Genomic DNA, 17,091 nt, shown 5'->3' with positions numbered 1-17,091 from the left:
GTTGCCTGACCAATTGCTATCGCGAGCAAGCCGCAAGCGGGCGCTCGCTCCCACAGGGATTTTCATCGCTTCGAGAATTTCTTACGCCTGCCACCAGCGCTCGATCACCCGCAGCCCGTCCAGCTCGCCATACGGCGCGGTCTGGCCGCCGTGGCTGACTCGCTTGGAACGGGCCGCCACGGAGCTGGCGAACAACGGCACGATCGCCCCGCCGTCGTCGCGGCACAGCGCCTGCATTTCGTTGTACATCTCGCGGCGCAGCGGCTCGTTCATCTCGCCCCGGGCGGCATTGAGCAACTGGTTGAAGCGCGGGTTATCCCAGTGGGTTTCGTTCCAGGCCGCGCCCTTGGCGTACCCGATGCTGAACATGCGGTCGGCGGTCAGGCTGCTGTACCAGAACGAGGTGGTGAAGGGTTGCTTCATCCACACGTTGGAGAAAAAACCGTCGGCTGGCTCGCGCACCACGTCGATGTCGATCCCGGCGGCTCGGGCCTGCTCCTTGAACAGCACCGACGCGTCCACGGCCCCGGTGTAGGCTGCATCGGACGCTTGCAGGCGCACCTTGAGCGAATCCATGCCGGCCTTCTTCAGGTGGAAACGCGCCTTGTCCGGGTCGTAGGTGCGTTGCTCCAGCGCGCTGTTGATGAACCGGCTGCCGGGCTGGATCGGGTGGTCGTTGCCCACCAGGCCATAGCCATAGAGCACCGAGGCCAGCAGGGTTTCGCGGTTGATCGCGTGCTTCATTGCCAGGCGCACGTCGTTGTTCTGGAACACCGGGCTGTCGGTCAACATGGGAAAGGTGTAGTGCTGGGCGCCCTTGGTTTCCTCGATCACCAGGTTGGGGTTGCGCTTGAGCAGCGCCACAGTCTTGAGGTCGACTTTGTTGATCACGTCCACCTGGCCGGTCACCAGGGCGTTGACCCGCGCGGCGCCATCGGCAATGGCGATCAGTTCGGCGCTGGCGAAGTGCGCCCGGCCGGGTTTCCAGTAGTCGGGGCTGCGCTCCAGGGTCATGCGCACGCCCGGTTCGAAGTCCTTGAGTCGATAGCCGCCAGTACCGACCGCAGACTGCCAGTCCGGCAGACCGTCCTTGCTGGGCATGATCACCAGGTGGTAATCGGCAACCACATAGGCGAAATCGGCGTTGCCCGAGTGCAGTTCGAACACCACGCTGTCCGGGCCCTGGGCGCTGACTTTGGCGACATCGCCGAGCACGGTCTTGGCCGCCGATGTCGACTTCTCGCCCAGGTGGTGCTGGATCGAGGCCACCACATCGTCGCTGTTCAGGCTCTTGCCATTATGGAAGGTCACGCCCGGGCGCAACTTGAAGGTCCAGACCCGCGCGTCCGGGCTCGACTCCCAGCTCAGCGCCAGTTCCGGAATGGCGCTGCCGTCGACGGCGATTTCACTCAAGGTGTTGTACACCGCCGAGAACCCGACAAAGGTGAAGGTGTCGCTCCAGGAGCCGGGATCGCGCGAGTCGGTGGTGCTGCCACCGGCCAGGCCCAGGCGCAGCACGCCACCGGGCTTGGGGGTCGCCTCCTCGGCAAATGCGCCAAACGGCAAACCCATGGAGCAGGCACCGGCCATGGCGGCCGCAGCCGCGCTGTACTTGAGGAAGTCCCGGCGCGGGAAGCTATGTGCATGGATCGCTTGAGTAATTTTGTTGTTGTTATCGCTCATTGCATGGCCTCTGATCAAAAGCTGCGTTGTTAATCGATTACCGGTCCAACTCCACGCAAGGCACCGGGCCATGGCCCGGTGCAAACACCCTGTGGGGCGTCAACCGTCACACCTGGATCGCCTTCACTTCGACGAATTCATTGAGCCCCTCTTCCCCCCACTCCCGGCCATTACCGGATTGTTTATAGCCACCGAACGGCGCCTGGTAATTGAACGCCGCGCCATTGATAAAGCACTGGCCCGCGCGCAGTTGCCGGCCCAGGTGCAACGCGCGCTCAGCACTGCCGGCCCAGACCGCGCTGGACAGGCCGAACGGCGAGTCATTGGCGATCTGCAACGCGTGCGCTTCATCGGTGTAGGGGATCAGGCACAGCACCGGGCCGAAGATCTCTTCCTGGGCGATGCGCATGCGGTTGTCGACATCGGCGAACAGGGTCGGCGTGACGTAGTAGCCCCGCTCGAACGCCGGCGCGTGGTCACCGCCGCACACCAGCCGCGCACCTTCCTCCTGGCCGAGCCGGATGTAGTCCTGCACGGTGCGCCGTTGCGCCGCCGAGCACATCGGTCCGAGAAAGCTCTGTGGATCCAGCGGATCACCCATGGCCAGGCCAAGGGTTTGCTCGCGTGCCAGTTCCACCGCCTCGGCGTAACGACGGGCGGGCAAGAGCATGCGCGTCAGGGCGGTGCAGGTTTGGCCGGAGTTGATCATCACGTCCTGTACGCCGTACTGCACGGCAGCGGCCAGGTCGGCGTCCTCGGCGATCAGCAGCGGCGACTTGCCGCCCAGCTCCAGGCACACCCGCTTGACCGACGGTGCGGCAGCCTGGGCCACGCGCACTCCGGCGCCAGTGGAGCCGGTGAACGACAGCATGTCGACATCCGGGTGCTTGGCCAGGGCCTCGCCGACTTTCGAACCCGGCCCGCTGACCAGGTTGAACACCCCGGCAGGCAGGCCGATGGCCTCGATCATCTGCGCCAGCAGGAACGCGTGCAGCGGGGTTTCCTGGCTCGGCTTGACCACCACCGTGCACCCGGCGGCCAGGGCCGGCGCCAGTTTGCCCAGCAGTTGATGCAGCGGGTAATTCCACGGATTGATGAAGGCACAGACGCCCACTGCTTCACGGATCACCAGGGAGTTGCCGACCTCACGGACCTGATCCATCAGGCCCGCCAGCTCCGCGTATTGCTCCAGGCCAATGATCGGCCCGTCGACTTGCACCGAGCGGCACCATTGCACCGGCATCCCCAGTTCGCTGGTGATCACTGCCGCCATCTCGTCCGCCCGCAGCCGCAGTTGCTCGGCCAGCGCGCGGATGTAGCCGGCACGCACACTGGAGGCGGTACGTGACCAGGGACCAAACGCCCGCCGCGCCGCAGCCACGGCCAGTTCGACGTCACGCTCATCGCCCAGCGGCACGCGGCCGGCGAGTTCTTCGGTGGCCGGGTTGATCACCTCGGCCACGCCCTGCCCCGACGGGGTCAGCCAGCGGCCATCGATGTACAGCGAACAGTGTTCAAGCATGGGCCTGGGCCTCCATCAATTCATGGGCACAACGGGCGATGCGCTGGCAGGCCTCGCGCAGTTGTTCGCTGTCGACCACCAGGCCCAGACGGATATGCCCGGCCGCACTGGGGCCAAAGGCTTCGCCGGCCAGCACCGAGACGCCGTGGCGATCCAGCAGACGGTCGGCAAACGCCTGGGCGCTAAGCCCGGTGGCGCGGATATCGAGCATCACGAACATCCCGCCATCGGGTTTCAACGCCCGCACCCCGGGACAATCGGCCAACACTGCGCAGACCAGATCACGGCGCTGGCGATAGGCCTCGCGCATCGCCGCCAGTTCTGGCAAGTGGTTGTCGAGGGCGACCACGGCGGCATCCTGGACGAAATCCGGCAGGCCATAGAGCATGCACAGCGCAAGGTTTTCCAGGTGCGCAGCCAGCGCCGGTGGCGCCACCACCCAGCCGATCCGCCAGCCGGTCATGGCGTGGGATTTCGACAGGCTGTTGAGGGTCGCCGTGCGCTCTGCCATGCCCGGCAGACTGGCCGGACTCACGTGTTCGCCGTCAAACAGCAGCTCGCTGTAGACCTCGTCGGAAATCAGCCACAGGTCATGGCCGATGCACAGTTCGGCCAAGGCTTGCCAGGTGCTTCTCGGCAGGCTGGCCCCTGAAGGGTTGTGCGGGCTGTTGAGCGCCAAGGCCCGGGTGCGCGGGGTGATGCGCGCGGCGACGTCTTCGGGCATCACCCGAAAGCCGTTCTCGGAACGCACCGGCACCGGGATCACCACCGCGCCGCAGGCACCGAATACGGCTTCGTAGGTGACGTACATGGGCTCGGCGACCAGTACTTCATCGCCCGGGTTGAGCACACACTGGGCCACGCTGAACAGCGCACATTGGGCGCCAGCCAGGACGATCACCTGTTCAGTGGTGACTGCCTGGCCACTGCGCGCCTGGTGCCGACGGGCGATGGCGTCACGCAGAGTGCGTTTGCCGCGCACGTCGGCGTAGTGGGTGTTGCCCGCCAGCAGGCTGTCGATGGCGGCCTGGACGATGGGTGCCGGGGTGTCGAAATCCGGGTCGCCCACCGACAGCAGCAGAATGTCTGCACCTTGCTCGCGCAAGGCCAGTGCACGGTAGTGAATATCCCAGGCGGCGGCGCCGTCGCCGGCGATACGTTGGGTCAGATCGGAAAAACGCATGGTCCTGCCTCCGTCAAACAAACCATCAAGTCAATGAGCGCAGGCATGCTTGAGCTCGATCAGGGTGACGCCGTTGCGTTTGAAGCCGTGGCGCAAATCGGTCTGCAACTCGGCCAGGCTCTGCGGCTGGCTGACGGTGCAGCCGAATGCTCGGCCGAGGGCGGCAAAGTCCGGATTGCGCGGCAGCACGCCGATCGGCTCGATGTCCAGGCTCAGCATGTCGTCGCGGATCTGGCCCAGGGCGTCGTTGTTCCACAGCAGCACCACCAGCGGGCTGTCCAGTTCCTCGACGGCGGTCGCCAGTTCCTGGGCGGTGTAGAGGAATCCACCGTCGCCCACCAGCACCAGGCCCGGACGCTGCGGTGCGCCGAACTTGGCGCCGATCCCGGCGGGCAAGCCATACCCCAGGGTGCCGTAGCCTGTGGGGTGCAACCAACTGCGCGGGGCCAGGCTGGCGAAGGCGTAGTTGCCGGTGTAGGCCAGTTGGGTCATGTCGGTGCTGATAAAGGCGTTGTCCGGCAGTTCGGCGCCAATGCGCTGCAAAATCGCCTGGTGGATCGACTGCAATGGGCCGTGACCGGCCTGCACCGCTTCGCGCAAGGCGGCGACGGCGGCAATCGCCGCGCTGGCGTCGCGCGGGCCGGATGGCAGGCGTTCGAGCAAGCCGTCCAGGGTTTGTCGAGCATCGCCGTGCAAAGCCACGGCACAGGGGTAGAAGTCGTTGAACTTGCGGGGGTCGATATCGACTCGCAGCAGCTCGGCATTCAACGGCAAGCGCTCGCGCCAGAAATCGGTGTCGGCCATCTCCGTGCCCACTGCCAGCACCACGTCCGCCTCGGCGATCAACTGCCAGCCCGGCTCCACGCACAACGACGAGCCGGCGTTGAGTGCTGCCTGCGGCGGCAACAGACCCTTGCCGGCGACACTGGTGAACAGTGGCGCGGCCAGCCTGGTGCTGAGTTGCTGCAGTTGCGCGCTTGCGTCCAGGGCGCCGCCTCCGGCGATGATCATCGGCCGTTTGGCAGCGTTCAATTTGCTCACCGCCTGGTCCAGGGCGCTGGCGCACGCGGCGCCACGTCCGGGCCGCACCACCACGTCCTGGCTCCAGTCGCGGGACACCGGCGCCGACAAGACGTCCAGCGGCACGGAAATGTGCACCGGGCGCGGCCGCTCGCTGTCGAACACCGCGTAGGCGCGGGCAATCAATTGCGGCAGGTCGTCCGTGCTCAAGGCGACGGCCGAGAACGCGGTAATCGGCGCCGTCATGGCGCGTTGGTCCTGGGTTTCGTGCAGGCAGCCCCAGCCCTTGCCGAGGCTGGCGGTGTGGTTGACGCTGGAGATCACCAGCATCGGGATCGAGTCGGCATAGGCCTGGCCGATACCGGTGGCGGCATTGGTTACCCCGGGGCCGGTGATGATGAAGCAGACTCCCGGTTTGCCGCTGACCCGCGCGTAGCCGTCGGCCATGAAGCTGGCGCCTTGCTCATGCCGGGTCAGGACGTGGCGGATGCCGCTGCCGGGCAAGCCGCGATAGAGCTCCAGGGTGTGTACCCCGGGAATGCCGAACACGGTGTCGACCCCGTAGTTGGCCAGCAGGCGAACCAGGGCCTGGCCACCGGTCAATGGTGTGGTGTGCATGTGTTTATCCTCACGCATGGCCGAGGCGAATCAACGCATCGACCGCGGTCGTGCCGTGGGCACCGACCAACAATGGGTTTACATCGAGTTCCAGCAACTGACCGGCGTTTTCGCAGGCGTAGTCGGCCACCGCGCGGATCGCGGCCACCAGTGCCTCGAGGTCCGCCGGCGCACGGCCACGAAAGCCCTGGAGCAAGGCGGCACTGCGCAAACTCAGCAGGGCATTGCGAATCGCCCCCTCGGTGGTCGGTAGCAGCAGGCTGCGACTGTCCTTGAGCAATTCCACCAGGACCCCACCGGCACCGATCACCAGCGCCAGGCAAAAGTCGTTTTCGCGCTTGATGCCGACAATCAACTCCGCCAGCGGCGCGCTGGCCATGGGTTCCAGCAGCACCTGATCGAAGACCACGCCAGGGGCGTAGGCGCCAATGCTGGTCGCCATGTTGCTCAGGGCGGCAGTCAAGGCGGCGGCGTCCTTGAGGTTGAGCGCCACGGCCCCGGCCTCGGTCTTGTGCGGCAACTCGGCGCTGAGCGCCTTGAGCACCAAGGGGTAACCCAGGCGTTGGGCATCCTCGAGGGCCTGCGCAACGCTACTGCGCACGCCATTCGGTACCGGCAGGCCAAAGGCCCGCAGCGCCTGCTTGGAGTCCCATTCATTGAGCAGCCGGCCCGTCCCCGCCAGCGGCTGCGGACAGAGCGGCAGCAACGCCGATTCACCCAGGGCCAGCAACGCCTGGCGGTTAGCCTGGTAACCGGCGATCCGGCCCCAGGCGGCCAGGCCGTCTTCCACTCCTTGCAAAGCAGCTACGCCCTGGGCATGCAAGCGCTCGCGGGCATGGGCCGGCAGCAGCTCGGGAAAAGCCGAGGTGACGAAGCCAGTCTTGCCGTGGCGCACCAGTGCCTGGCAGTACAGCTCCAGCAACAGGTCGCACTCCTTGCGCTCGCCGGTGAACTGGGCGGGGTAATCGAGCACCAGCATGGCCGCGTCGGCTTCGGTGCGCAGCGCGCTGTCGAGCATCCGGTTGAGGGCCTCGCCATCGCCCCAGATGGCGGTGGTGAAGTCCAGCGGATTGACCAGGTTGGCGTAGCTGGGCAGGACCTGCGCCAGCTCGGCGGTTTGCCCCGCGTCGAGTTTGGGCAGGCGCAGGTCGTTACGTTCGGCGTAGTCGGCAATCAGCCCGGCATCGCCGCCGGAACAGGCCAGCGCAATCAGGCTGTTGCCCGTTGGCAAGCGACCGCAGGCCGCCGCCTTCAGGGTCTCGACGAAGCTCACCGGGCCACTCACCCGAATCACCCCCAGGCGCGCAAACAGCGCGTCGTACAGGGCATCGGAACCGGACAGCGAGCTGGTGTGACTGAGCGCCAATTCGGCGCCGATCTGCGACACCCCGGTTTTCAGGACGATCACCGGGATGCCCTGCTCCAGCGCCTTGTGCGCGGCACGGGCAAAGGCCGGGACGTTCTTCAGACCTTCCAGGTGCAGGCCGATGGCGGTGACTCGCGGTTCGTCGAGCAACACGTCCATCAACTCCGCCACGCCCAGTTGCGCCTGGTTGCCCACCGACGCCATGTAGGCCACCGGCAGCGAGCGGTCGCTCATCGACAGGTTGTAGGCGAAATTGCCACTCTGGGTCAGCACGGCCACGCCCCGCTCCACCGCCTTGCCGCCATGGGCCACCGGCCACAGCGCGCAGCTGTGCAGGTAGTCGAGCAAGCCATAGCAGTTGGGACCGAGCAAGGCCATGTCGCCGGCGGCCTCGAGCAGTTGCTGTTGCAGGGCCTGGCCCTCGGCGCCGGTCTCGGCAAAACCGGAGGCGTAGCAGATCGCCCCGCCCGCGCCCTTGGCGGCCAGTTCGCGGACGCAGGTCAGGGTCAGTTCACGGTTGGTGGCAATGAACACCGCGTCCGGCCCACAGGGCAGATCGCTGATCTGGCGGACGCACGGCACGCCTTCCAGTTCGTCGTGTTGCGGGTTGACCAGCCACATCTGGCCGGCATATCCGCCTTCGGCGCAGCGCTTGAGGGCGCGGGCCATGCTGCGCCCGCCGACAAACGCAACGTGGCGTGGGGCGAGCAGGCGCTTGAGGTTGTCTCGAATCGTCAGGGACATGGGGGTTCTCCGGGACCGATCAGCGCAGCAGCGGCCGCAGCAGTTCGCGGGAAATGATGTGCCGCTGGATTTCCGAGGTGCCTTCCCAGACCCGCTCGATCCGTGCGTTGCGCCAGATGCGCTCGACCACACACTCATCCATCAAGCCCATGCCACCGAAGATCTGCACCGCCTCGTCGGCGACCTTGCCCAGGGTTTCGCTGGCGAACAGCTTGGCCATGCCGGCTTCGCCATCGGTCATGCTGCCCTGGTCCATCTTCCAGGCGGTGTGCAGGGTCAACAACTCGGCCGCACGGATCTGCGTGGCCATGTCCGCCAACTTGAACGAGATACCCTGGTAGGTGCCGATCGGCTGGCCAAACTGCTTGCGGTCTGCGGCCCATTGCAGCGAGACGTCCAGCGCCCGCTGCGCCTGGCCGACACAGTTGGCGGCAACCATCACCCGCCCGGCGGTCAGCCAGGCATTGGCCACGTCCCAGCCCTTGCCGACTTCACCCAGCACCTTGGAGGCTGGCACGCGGCAGTCGTCGAAGAACATCTCGTAGGTGTGGTAGCCACGGTTGCTCACGCATTTCGGGCCGCGGCGGATGGTCATGCCCGGGGTATTGCGGTCGACCAGGAACGAAGTCACGGCGTTGCGCGTACGGCCGTTATGCTCGTAGGTGTCGGTCACGGCAAACACGATGGCGAAGTCGGCGTGTCCGGCGTGGCTGATGAAGTGCTTGCTGCCGTTCAGCACGAAGTCGTCGCCGTCCCGTACCGCGCGGGTCTTGATCGAGTTGGCATCGGAGCCGGCACCCGGTTCGGTGAGGGCGAAGCAGTCGATTTTTTCGCCCTGGATGCACGGCAACAGATAGTCGTTGATCTGCTGGCCGGTGCACGCCATGAGGATCTTCGAGGGACGTGCGACGAACACGTGCAGCGCCCAGGAGACCTTGGACAGCTCCCGCTCGATCAGCGCCTGGGACAGGTAGTCCAGACCGCCACCGCCCACCTCTTCCGGCATGTTGAACGCATAGAAGCCGGCGGCGATCGCCTTGCCGCGAATCTGCGCCGCCAGCTCGGGCGAGACTTCGTCGGCGCGGTCCACCGCCTCTTCATAGGGCAGCAGTTCCTTGGTGACAAAGCTGCGTACGGCGTCCACCAACATTTCTTGTTCTTGGGTCAGTTGGAAATTCATGCTGCTACCTGTTGTTCGTGTGCTGAATGAGGTGGGGCGTTAGCGTCCGATAAACCGCGCCGGGCGTTTCTCGGCGAAGGCGCGCAGGGCTTCGCTGGCGTCTTCACTGCGCCCGCACAGCAGGCCAGCGGCCAGTTCGGCCTGGAGTTGTTGCGCCAGGCAACGGTCAGCGCCTTCACGCATGAGCTGCTTGGCCTGGGCGAAGGCAAAGGTCGGCCCATTGGCCAGGCGCGTCGCCAGTTGCGCGGTGACGCTGTGCAGTTGCTCGTCGGCGCAGACTTCGCCCACCAGCCCCGTGGCCAGGGCCCGTTCGCTGCCCCACAGCTCGTCGAGGAACAACAGGCGCTTGGCCTGCTCACTGCCAATCAGGCGCGGCAAGTGCCAGCTGGCACCGGCATCGGGCGAGTAAGCCATGCTGGTGTAGCCGGCCTTGAAGCGCGCCGATTGCCCGGCAATGCGCAGGTCGCAGCACAGGGTCAGATCCATCCCGGCGCCCACGGCGGTGCCGTTGATGGCGGCGATGGTGGGCTTTTCCAGGCTGTACAGGCGGTTCATCAAGGCATGGGCGGTTTCGGTCCAGCCGTAGCTTTCCAGGGCCCCCCGGGCCTCGGCGGCCGCCCATTCATCGAGGTCGGCACCGGCGCAGAAACTGCGGCCACTGCCGGTCAACACCACCACCCGCACCTGCGGGTCGGCGTTGTAGCCATCGAGCAAAGCGTGCAGGTATTTCAGGGTCGGAATGTCGAGCGCGTTGCGCTGGGCGGTGCGATTGAGGGTGATCCAGGCAACGCCGGCTTCAACCTGGCAGAGCACGGCAGAATCAGTAGTCATGGGAATCCTCGAATTATTGTGTTTGGCCTGAGGTGCTGCGACTTGAGGCCATACTAAACGAGTGTTCAACAAGGCGGCAATCGTTGGGGAAATCCGCTGTAACAGCGGTTGATCGTTTATATCTTGTTGTATTTAAAGGGTTTGTTTGTTGGTGGCGGTTAGCTGGAGATCGCGCTGTTACAACTTTGCACAACTGATGACAGCATCTGTGGGGGCTGGCTTGCCAGCGCAAGGACGGCGCGGTGCATCAGGTTGTGCGCGTTATCGTTGGCGACCATCGCGAGCAGGCTCGCTCCTACAGGGTCTGGTGTATGCAGGAACCTGTGGGAGCTGGCTTGCCAGCGATGATCGCAAGGACGGCGTGGTGCATCAGGCAGTGTGCGTCATCGTTGACGACCATCGCGAGCAGGCTCGCTCCTACATTAGTGGATGGGGTGCATGCAGGGACCTGTGGGAGCTGGCTTGCCAGCGATGGTCGCAAGGACGGCGCGGTGCATCAGGCAGAGTGCGTCATCGTTGACGACCATCGCGAGCAAGCTCGCTCCTACAGGGTCTGGTGTATGCAGGGACCTGTGGGAGCTGGCTTGCCAGCGATGGTTGCAAGGACGGTGCGGGGCATCAGGTTGTGCGCGTCAACGTTGACGACCATCGCGAGCAAGCTCGCTCCCACAGGGTCTGGTGTATGCAGGAACCTGTGGGAGCTGGCTTGCCAGCGATGGTCGCAAGGACGGCGCGGTGCATCAGGCAGTGTGCGTCATCGTTGACGACCATCGCGAGCAAGCCGCAAGCGGGCGCTCGCTCCCACAGGGTCTGGTGTATGCCGGGACCTGTGAGTGCGGGGTTATGCGGTAGGCAGTTGCGGGGCCAGGACGCCCTGCCGCTTGCGGTGGATCAGGAAGTAGGCGCTGTAGCACAGGGCAATGAAGCCGAAGCCCCAGTACAGCGATGGGCGTTGGGTTGGGTCCAGGGCCAGGAAGACGAACAACGAGCAGCACAGGGCGATGCACACCAGCGGCAGCACCGGGAACCACGGGGCGCGGTATTTCAGGTCTTCGAGCTTGCCGCCATCACGCAGGTAGGCCTTGCGGAATTTGTATTGGGCCAGGGCGATGACGATCCAGGTCACGGTACCGGACATCCCGCTGACGGCCATCAGCACCATGAACAGGGTGTCGGCGGCGACGAAGCTGGTCATCAGCGACACCAGGGCAAAACACAGGGTGATGCTCAGGGCGCGCAGTGGCACGCCGCGTTTGCTCAGGGGCGACAGGCTTTTCGGCGCCATGCCGGTCTTGGACATGGCCCAGAGGATCCGGGTCGAGGCGTAGAGGCCGGAGTTGCCCACCGAGAGGATCGCGGTGAGGATCACGAAGTTCATCAGGTCCGCGGCGTAGGGGATACCGACCATGTCGAACACCTGCACGAACGGGCTCTCCATCAGGCCTGCCTGCTGCCACGGAACGATGGCGGACAGCACAATGATCGCCAGCACGTAGAAAATCAGCACGCGGAACACCACGTTGCGCACGGCTCGCGGAATGCTCTTTTCCGGCTGGTCGGTCTCACCCGCTGCCACCCCCATGATTTCGCAGCCCTGAAAGGCGTAGACCACGGTCATCATCACGGCGAACACCGCTGACAGGCCGTTGGGAAACACTGAGTCGCCGATCAGGTTGCTCATGCCCGGTGCCGGGGCACCGCTGCTCAGCGGGATCGCGCCGAAGATCACCAGCACGCCGACCACGATAAAACCCAGGATCGCCGCGACCTTGATCCCCGAGAACCAGTACTCGGCTTCGCCGAAGGCTCGGGTGGCCAGGGCGTTGAGGCCGAACAGCACCACCACGAACAGCGCCGACCAGTACCAGATCGGTACTTCAGGGAACCAGCGCACCATCAGCATGCCGGCGGCAGTAAATTCCAGGCCTACGGTGGTGGCCCAGCTCATCCAGTACACCCAGCCGATCATGAAGCCGGTGGCCGGGCCGATGAACTTGGTGGCGTGGGTCTGGAACGACCCCGACACCGGCATCTGCACCGACAATTCGCCCAGGCAGACCATCACCAGGTACATCAGGAAACCTGCCACCAGGTATGCCAGGATCGCGCCCACCGGGCCGCCCTGATTGATGGTCACGCCGGAGCCCATGAACAGCCCGGTGCCGATCACGCCGCCCAGCGACAACATGAAAATGTGCCGGCTTTTAAGGGCGCGGGTCAGGTGGATGCCTGTACGTTCAGTGGTTTGCGTCATGTCAGCACCCCAGGCGAGTGAGGTGGACGGGATCAGCTTTACGGCCATTCATTATTATTATCTCCAATAAGCTTCGAAGACCGCGCTGTGGCGGTTGCCCCGATTATTGGAAGGCCATGTAAGTTCGCGTTGACGGTAAAGATCGAAGTTGTAGAAAGTCGTAACAGATTTGTACGTCAGCTCTGCAACAGGCCTTTGAGGGTCTGCAGGGCTTCGTGGAGCTGGGCATCGACCTGGGGTGCGAGGTCACGCAGGGCGGATTCGGCGTTGCCCAGCGCCGCGTCTTCCAGCGCCCGCAACATCTGGGCCAGGGCGCGGAAACCCAGGGAGTCACTGCTGCCGGCCAGGCGATGGGCCAGGTGCGCGACCTCGGTGCAGTCTTCGGCCGCGATGGCTTCCGCCAGGGTCCCACGGTGCTGGATGATCGAGGTGCGCAGCACGCTCAGCAGCCCCAGCACCTTCTGTTCGCCGAGCAATGTGCGATGGGTATCCAACAGCGGCCAGTCCATGGCCCCGTCCTGCGTTGCGGGTTCGGCCGACGGCGTCTGCCCCGCCAGGACCGCGCGCAGCTCGGCCAGTTTCAGCGGCTTGGCGAGGATGCCGTCCATCCCGGCATCCAGATAGCCGCGCACGAGTGCCGGTTGTACGCTGGCGGTCAGGGCGAAAATCCGCGTGGCGCGGTTCGGCCCGACACCGCCACGGATCTGCCGGCACAGTTCGACGCCGCTGATCCCCGGCAGGTGCACGTCCAGCAGGATCAAATCAAACGCCTGGGCGGCGCACTCGGCCAATCCCTGCTGGCCCTCCTCCGCGAGCCAGACCTGGTGCCCGTCCTGTTGCAGCAAGCCGCTGACCACCTCACGGTTGAGCGCCACATCTTCGACCACCAGGATCTTCAGCGCCGGGCCGCTGGCCTGCTCGACGGGTTCATCGACCAACTCGCCCGCCGGCGCCAGTGTCAGCTCGAACCAGAAGCAACTGCCACGTCCCGGCTGGCTGTCGACCCCGATGCTGCCGCCCATTTTCTGCACCAGGTGTTTGCAGATCGCCAGGCCCAGCCCGGTGCCGCCAAAACGTTGCGCCACTTCCTCACTGGCCTGGGTGAAACGCTCGAAGATCTTTTCCTGCATGGCCGGGTCAATGCCGATGCCGTTGTCGGTAATGCTGACCCGCACGCGTTGCCCGTCGAGCCCCGGTGTCGGCGCCAGCAGCATCACCAGCACACTGACCTCACCGCCCTCGGTGAACTTGATGGCGTTGGCCAGCAGGTTGCTCAGCACCTGGCGCAGGAACTGTTCGGCCGCCAACTGGCGTGGCGCCAGCTGCGGGTCGATCAGGCAATGCAGGCGCGTGCGGTTGTCCAGCGCCCGGGGTTCGAGCAGGGTCAGTACCTCATCCAGCAGTTGGCGCAAGGAAAAATTCACCGGCTCCAGGTGGGTTTCGCCCTCCTCCAAGCGCGCGAAGTACAGTACCTCGTTAAGAATGGTCAGCAAACCTTCACCGGCCTTGTGCAGGGCATCCAGGCGTTTGCCGTCGAGTTCGTCCAGGCGCGGGCTGCGCAGCAGTTGCGCCATGCCAAGGATGCCATTGAGCGGCGTGCGCAATTCGTGGCTCATGGTCGCCAGGAACCGCGACTTGGCGAGGTTGGCCGCCTCGGCTTCGTCCTTGGCGCGCATCAGGCTGGCGGTACGCCGTTCGACCATGCGCAGCAGGTCATCGCGGTTGTGCTGCAGGGCCAGGCGGTCGGATTCGCGGCGGTCGATGTCACTGAGGATCGCCCGGCGCATGTCGTCCAGGGCGTGGGCCACGGTGTCGATTTCATCCGGGATGCCACTGCGGCTCTTGTCCAGGCGCAAGGGTTCCTGCCACTCGCCGGCAGCGATTCGCCGGGCGAACCCGGCCATCACTTGCAGGTGGCGGGTCACCAGACGGTAGAACAATCCGGACAGCGCCACCGCCAGGCCGCAGAGAAACACACTCATCCACAGCAGGCTGGTCAAGCCAGTGGCGTACAGCCGCTGGTGCACGGCCCCCAGGTCAGTGCTGACTTCGAGTTGCCCCAGGTGACGTTTTTCCCCGGAAGGCGGCTGGTAATCCAGTTCGAAGCGCTCGATGCGCAAAGGCCCGAGCGGCTGCGGATTGCCCTGCAACAATTCGAAGTCCGGGCTGCTCAGGCGCACCCGCGCCACGTCGGAGAAATCCACCAGGCCCCGAAGCTGGACATTCAACTGCTCCTGGTTGAGGTCCCACAGGCTGCGTTCCAGACTGGCCAGGTAACCGGCGCGAATCAGCTCCATGCGCGAGTCGATGTCACGCATCTCGCGGCGGTACTCGAAGTACAGCTGCACGGTGCTGGCGAGCACGGTAAAACACAGGCTGAACAACAGGATGAATAGCAGCAGGCGTCGCAACAATCCACCGGGCCGGGCGCGGATCATTGCGCGTCCGCCGGCAGGCTGACCATGTCGCGGTAGGTGACTTCGCTTTCGTTGAGCCAGCGTTCGATGTCGCCGGCCTCGACCATGCGCTGCAACTGGGCATCGATCTGCGGCATCTGGCTGGCCAACGCCGAGCGCCGCGACACCGCGATCCGCAGGTAGTCGACGCTCAAGGGCTGTGGCAAAGCGACGATGTCCTCGGCGCCTTTCAGGTGTTCGACGTACAACTCTCCGGTGCGCCGCTCCTGGGTGATGAAGTCGATGCGCCCGCGAATCAACTTGCCGAAGTTCTGCTCACTGTTGGAGACCCATTCGATATTGTTGCTGCGAGCCACCAACCGGTCGAAATCCACTCCATAGCTTTCCCCGAACAGCAGGCCGCCGCGGTACCGGGCGAGGTCTTCGAGGCGCTCGAAGCGCACCGGGTGCTGCCGATTGATGAACACCGCGACGTCCTCGCGCAGCACCGGCACCCGGGAAAACACCAGGCTTTGCTCGCGTTGCGCAGTGCTGTAGGCCAGCACCACGTCGACCCGACCCTCGGCGGCGTCCAGCAGGCAGCGTTTCCAGTTGCCCAGCACCACGGTCTCGACCTCATAGCCCAGCGCGCCGAACAGGTGCTTGACCACGCTCGGGGCCAGGCCGCGAACCTGCTTGCCGTCACTCCAGGAGATCGGTGGGTACACCGGGTAATCGCAATAGCGGACCTTCTCGGCAGCCATGGCGGTGCCGGCGCCGAGCATCAGTAACAGCCCGAGGGTGCGCACCATCGCCTCAGGCCGCCACACTGGCGGTAAACAGGTAACCGGCGCCGTGAATGGTAATGATCAACTGCGGCTCGGCCGGGTCGTCATGCAACTTGCGCCGCAAGCGCCCCACCAGCACGTCGATCGAGCGGTCGTTGGGCACCCACTCGCGGTTGCGGATCTGGTCCATCAACTGGTCGCGGCTCAGGGTGTGGCCGCTGTTGCGCAGGAACACGCTGAGCAACTGGTATTCGCCGTGGGTCAGCAGGGTCTCGTTGCCGGCGTCATCGATCAGGCGCCGGCGATCGGTATCCAGGGCCCAGGCAGCGAATTGCTTGACCGGCTTGGCCGCGGCGGCGAGTGGCTGGGGGGCTTGGGCATGACGCACCCGGCGAATCAGGTTTTTCGCCCGGGACACCAGTTCCCGGGGGTTCAGCGGCTTGATCACATAGTCATCGGCGCCGCACTCCAGGCCGACGATACGGTCGATTTCGTCGTTGCGGCCGGTGATCAGGATGATCCCCACTTCCGAGCGCACCCGCAGTTCGCGGGTCAGGGTCAGGCCGTCCTTGCCTGGCAGGCGGATGTCGAGCATCACCAGGTCGACCGCTTGGCTGGCGAGGAAGGTATCCGCGGCCTCCGCCGTTTCGGCGCAGTGGACCGCGTACCCTTCCTGGGACAGGTAGGCGTGCAGCAGTTCGCGAATCAGCGGATCGTCGTCGACGATCAGTACCCGAGGAGTCATCGCTTGAAGTCCTGCGTGTGCCCGAAGGCGTGTTTCTTATTAGAGTGGTTTTGCGTTTCAGCGGCTGATCCTAGCCTCTGCTGAACGATCGATCAACAGCTGCCGGTCGGCACGCAGAAACGCTGGCGCCCGCCGGCCTGGAGCCCATCGACCCAGGCTTCACAGATCTGCATGCCCTGCTCCGGGCTGAAGGTCCCGGGGTTGAGTCCGGACTCCAGCCACAGGCCATCGAGCAAGGCGCTCAGGCCAATGGCCGCGAGGTCGGCGTCGAAGTGTTCCCAGCCCTCCTCCTGGGCCAGCTCGGCCAGCACCTTGCGCAAGATGCCGCGGTATTCGCCGTAAGACTGTTCGTGGGCCAGGTTGATTGCCTCGGCGGTTTTCACCGCGCCCCAGAACGCCAGCCAGGCATCGATCAGTTGCGGGTCCAGCAGTTCGGCGGAAAACGAGCCACGAAAGAACGCCGACAATCGCTCCCGCGCAGTCGGCGCGGCCTGCTCCATGGCCTCGCGCAGCAAAGTCATGACCCTCCCGGTGATCGCCATGTAGGCTTCGGCCACCAGCTCGTCCTTGCCCGAGTAGTGGTGGCTGATCAGCCCCACCGAGACCCCGGCCTCAGCGCAGATCTTGCGAATCGATGCGCCCTGGAAGCCATGGCGCTTGAGGCACACCAGGGTCGCCTCGATCAGATTGGCCTTGCGCAGCTCTGGCTCCATGCGTGAAAAACGGGCTTCCTGACTCATGGGCGACTCTCTCCTTGGATC

At 65.1% G+C, this 17,091-nt stretch carries 12 protein-coding genes; all 12 read right to left on the bottom strand.

The annotated features are described in order from the left end of the window. Nucleotides 1–81 precede the first annotated feature (81 nt). Nucleotides 82–1,683 carry an ABC transporter substrate-binding protein gene (locus tag CKW24_RS21940; RefSeq protein WP_095170266.1) on the bottom strand — a complete coding sequence of 534 codons (1,602 nt, stop codon included), beginning with the start codon at nt 1,681–1,683 and terminating at the stop codon, nt 82–84. 106 nt (nt 1,684–1,789) lie between these two features. Further along, on the bottom strand, nt 1,790–3,205 hold the full coding sequence (locus tag CKW24_RS21935; RefSeq protein ID WP_095170265.1) for an aldehyde dehydrogenase family protein: 1,416 nt from the start codon (nt 3,203–3,205) through the stop codon (nt 1,790–1,792). Beyond that, a complete protein-coding gene (locus CKW24_RS21930) occupies nt 3,198–4,388 on the bottom strand; it encodes a pyridoxal phosphate-dependent aminotransferase (RefSeq protein WP_095170264.1) in 1,191 nt (396 codons plus the stop codon). The genes CKW24_RS21935 and CKW24_RS21930 overlap by 8 nt, the downstream gene beginning before the upstream one ends. Nucleotides 4,389–4,418: 30 nt before the next feature. Further along, nucleotides 4,419–6,026 carry a 5-guanidino-2-oxopentanoate decarboxylase gene (locus tag CKW24_RS21925; RefSeq protein ID WP_095170263.1) on the bottom strand — a complete coding sequence of 536 codons (1,608 nt, stop codon included), beginning with the start codon at nt 6,024–6,026 and terminating at the stop codon, nt 4,419–4,421. Between the two features lie 10 nt (nt 6,027–6,036). Further along, nucleotides 6,037–8,136, bottom strand: a complete 2,100-nt coding sequence (locus CKW24_RS21920; protein ID WP_095170262.1) for an acetate--CoA ligase family protein — start codon at nt 8,134–8,136, stop codon at nt 6,037–6,039. A gap of 19 nt (nt 8,137–8,155) precedes the next feature. Next, complete coding sequence (locus CKW24_RS21915; protein ID WP_095170261.1) at nt 8,156–9,316, bottom strand: acyl-CoA dehydrogenase family protein; 1,161 nt, start codon at nt 9,314–9,316, stop codon at nt 8,156–8,158. 39 nt (nt 9,317–9,355) lie between these two features. Beyond that, a complete protein-coding gene (locus CKW24_RS21910; protein ID WP_095170260.1) occupies nt 9,356–10,147 on the bottom strand; it encodes an enoyl-CoA hydratase/isomerase family protein in 792 nt (263 codons plus the stop codon). 841 nt (nt 10,148–10,988) lie between these two features. Continuing rightward, nucleotides 10,989–12,401 carry an amino acid permease gene (locus CKW24_RS21905; RefSeq protein WP_095170296.1) on the bottom strand — a complete coding sequence of 471 codons (1,413 nt, stop codon included), beginning with the start codon at nt 12,399–12,401 and terminating at the stop codon, nt 10,989–10,991. A 176-nt stretch (nt 12,402–12,577) separates the two neighbouring features. Then, nucleotides 12,578–14,839, bottom strand: coding sequence for an ATP-binding protein (locus CKW24_RS21900; protein WP_095170259.1), 2,262 nt, complete (start codon nt 14,837–14,839; stop codon nt 12,578–12,580). After that, entirely contained in the window at nt 14,836–15,609 is a 774-nt protein-coding gene (locus CKW24_RS21895) for an ABC transporter substrate-binding protein (RefSeq protein WP_095170258.1), read from the bottom strand. Before CKW24_RS21895 ends, CKW24_RS21900 begins: the two co-directional genes overlap by 4 nt. 4 nt (nt 15,610–15,613) lie before the next feature. Beyond that, nucleotides 15,614–16,330 carry a response regulator gene (locus CKW24_RS21890; protein WP_095170257.1) on the bottom strand — a complete coding sequence of 239 codons (717 nt, stop codon included), beginning with the start codon at nt 16,328–16,330 and terminating at the stop codon, nt 15,614–15,616. Nucleotides 16,331–16,422: 92 nt separating this feature from the next. Then, entirely contained in the window at nt 16,423–17,070 is a 648-nt protein-coding gene (locus tag CKW24_RS21885) for a TetR family transcriptional regulator C-terminal domain-containing protein (protein ID WP_095170256.1), read from the bottom strand. Nucleotides 17,071–17,091 lie beyond the last annotated feature (21 nt).

It is taken from the genome of Pseudomonas sp. Irchel 3H3, assembly GCF_900187635.1.
Classification (GTDB): domain Bacteria; phylum Pseudomonadota; class Gammaproteobacteria; order Pseudomonadales; family Pseudomonadaceae; genus Aquipseudomonas.
The sequence above is the reverse complement of the archived record's forward strand: the minus strand, read 5'-3'. Positions and strand labels throughout refer to the sequence as shown.

Coding starts and splice junctions, on each gene's coding strand:
- CKW24_RS21910 (WP_095170260.1), bottom strand. CDS start 10,147: ATGACTACTGATTCTGCCGTGCTCTGCCAGGTTGAAGCCGGCGTTGCC.
- CKW24_RS21930 (WP_095170264.1), bottom strand. CDS start 4,388: ATGCGTTTTTCCGATCTGACCCAACGTATCGCCGGCGACGGCGCCGCC.
- CKW24_RS21905 (WP_095170296.1), bottom strand. CDS start 12,401: ATGACGCAAACCACTGAACGTACAGGCATCCACCTGACCCGCGCCCTT.
- CKW24_RS21915 (WP_095170261.1), bottom strand. CDS start 9,316: ATGAATTTCCAACTGACCCAAGAACAAGAAATGTTGGTGGACGCCGTA.
- CKW24_RS21920 (WP_095170262.1), bottom strand. CDS start 8,136: ATGTCCCTGACGATTCGAGACAACCTCAAGCGCCTGCTCGCCCCACGC.
- CKW24_RS21895 (WP_095170258.1), bottom strand. CDS start 15,609: ATGGTGCGCACCCTCGGGCTGTTACTGATGCTCGGCGCCGGCACCGCC.
- CKW24_RS21885 (WP_095170256.1), bottom strand. CDS start 17,070: ATGAGTCAGGAAGCCCGTTTTTCACGCATGGAGCCAGAGCTGCGCAAG.
- CKW24_RS21925 (WP_095170263.1), bottom strand. CDS start 6,026: ATGCACACCACACCATTGACCGGTGGCCAGGCCCTGGTTCGCCTGCTG.
- CKW24_RS21900 (WP_095170259.1), bottom strand. CDS start 14,839: ATGATCCGCGCCCGGCCCGGTGGATTGTTGCGACGCCTGCTGCTATTC.
- CKW24_RS21935 (WP_095170265.1), bottom strand. CDS start 3,205: ATGCTTGAACACTGTTCGCTGTACATCGATGGCCGCTGGCTGACCCCG.
- CKW24_RS21940 (WP_095170266.1), bottom strand. CDS start 1,683: ATGAGCGATAACAACAACAAAATTACTCAAGCGATCCATGCACATAGC.
- CKW24_RS21890 (WP_095170257.1), bottom strand. CDS start 16,330: ATGACTCCTCGGGTACTGATCGTCGACGACGATCCGCTGATTCGCGAA.